Origin of the sequence: Streptomonospora wellingtoniae, assembly GCF_031845375.1 — a bacterium.
Lineage (GTDB): Bacteria > Actinomycetota > Actinomycetes > Streptosporangiales > Streptosporangiaceae > Streptomonospora > Streptomonospora wellingtoniae.
Genome location: NZ_JAVREK010000061.1, coordinates 1 through 1,189, shown reverse-complemented (window position 1 = coordinate 1,189; position 1,189 = coordinate 1). Strand labels below are relative to the sequence as shown.

Genomic DNA, 1,189 nt, shown 5'->3' with positions numbered 1-1,189 from the left:
ATCGGCGGCGGAGCCTCGGCCGAGGTCATGGCCGACGGCTTGGAGATCATCCTGGGCGATCCGGGCGTCAAGAGCGTGTTCGTGAACGTCTTCGGCGGGATCACGGCCTGCGACGCGGTGGCCAACGGCATCGTGCAGGCCCTGGAGATGCTGGCCGCGCGCGGCGACGACGTGAGCAAGCCGCTGGTGGTGCGCCTGGACGGCAACAACGCCGAGTTGGGCCGCGAGATCCTGACCCGGGCCGGCCACCCCGCGGTGCGCCAGGCCCCCACCATGGACGGCGCCGCGGCCCAGGCCGCGGAGCTGGCCGCGAAGTAGAGGCGGGGGAGAGGACGATGGCTGTTTTCCTGACCAAGGACAGCAAGGTGCTGGTGCAGGGTATGACCGGCGCGGAGGGCACCAAGCACACGCGGCGGATGCTGGCGTCGGGCACGCGGATCGTGGGCGGGGTCAACCCGCGCAAGGCGGGCCGGGCGGTCGACATCGACGGGACGCAGGTGCCGGTGTTCGCGTCGGTGGCTGAGGGGATGGCCGCCACGGGCGCCGACGTGTCGGTGGTGTTCGTGCCGCCGAGGTTCGCCAAGGCGGCGGTGGTCGAGGCGGTGGACGCGGGTATCGGGATGGCGGTGGTGATCACCGAGGGTGTTCCGGTGCACGATACGGCGGCGTTTTGGGCGTATGCGCAGGCCAAGGGCAATGCGACGCGGATCGTGGGGCCCAACTGCCCGGGGCTGATCTCGCCGGGGGCGTCGAATGCGGGGATCATTCCGGCCGACATCACGCGGCCGGGGCGTATCGGGCTGGTGTCGAAGTCGGGCACGCTGACGTATCAGATGATGTATGAGCTGCGTGATATCGGGTTCTCCACGGCGGTGGGGATCGGGGGGGACCCGGTGATCGGGACGACGCACATCGATGCGCTGGCGGCGTTCGAGGCGGATGCGGAGACCGACGCGATCGTGATGATCGGCGAGATCGGCGGGGACGCCGAGGAGCGGGCGGCCGACTACATCCGTTCGCGGGTGTCCAAGCCGGTGGTGGGGTATGTGGCGGGCTTCACCGCGCCGGAGGGCAAGACGATGGGTCATGCGGGGGCGATCGTGTCGGGTTCGGCGGGCACGGCGCAGGCGAAGAAGGAGGCGTTGGAGGCGGCCGGCGTCCGGGTCGGCAAAACCCCCAGCGAAACCGC

The 1,189-nt window shown here is 70.6% G+C and carries 1 protein-coding gene and 1 pseudogene; both read left to right on the top strand.

Annotated elements, in window-relative coordinates; translation table 11 throughout:
• Positions 1-318: pseudogene (locus RM446_RS24620) on the top strand (ADP-forming succinate--CoA ligase subunit beta); the annotation flags it as partial.
• Between the two features lie 17 nt (positions 319-335).
• Positions 336-1,189, top strand: an 854-nt coding sequence (gene sucD / locus RM446_RS24615; protein WP_311547829.1) for a succinate--CoA ligase subunit alpha, incomplete at its 3' end; no start/stop codon positions are given.